Annotated in this window: 1 protein-coding gene; it reads left to right on the top strand. The window is 59.6% G+C overall.

Annotated elements, in window-relative coordinates:
• A partial coding sequence (locus A6049_RS33480; RefSeq protein WP_205412058.1) for a hypothetical protein occupies nt 1-614 on the top strand: 614 nt, incomplete at both ends.

Below are 614 nucleotides of genomic sequence, written 5' to 3' on the forward strand. Positions count from 1 at the left end.
AGGTACAACGGGCGCAATAGGATCTACAGGTATAACTGGTGCGACAGGCGCAACGGGAGCGACGGGCTCTACTGGAATAACCGGTGTCACAGGTGCAACGGGAACAGGAACGACTGGAGCAACAGGATCTACAGGTGTAACTGGTGCGACAGGCGCAACGGGAATCGGAGCTACCGGCGCGACGGGTTTAACGGGTACGACGGGCGATCCTGGAATAACGGGAACAACAGGAGATACCGGTGGAACCGGAGCTACTGGCGCAACAGGATCTACGGGTGTAACCGGAACGACTGGCGCAACGGGAACAGGGGCTACTGGCACCACTGGTGTAACGGGGATTACTGGGGTAGCCGGTGTCACAGGTTCAACGGGAACAGGGGCTACTGGCGCCACTGGTGTAACGGGGATTACTGGAGTAACCGGTGCGACAGGAGACACCGGAACAGGAACAACTGGAGTCACCGGCGCGATGGGTTCAACTGGGGTAACCGGCGCAACAGGCGCCACTGGAGTTACAGGAGTTACGGGATCAACAGGTGTAACAGGAGACACCGGCGTAACGGGAACAGGGATGACTGGAGCCACCGGCGCGACGGGTTCAACGGGTACGACGG

This window comes from Paenibacillus sp. O199, assembly GCF_001636635.1.
Lineage (GTDB): Bacteria > Bacillota > Bacilli > Paenibacillales > Paenibacillaceae > Paenibacillus > Paenibacillus marchantiae.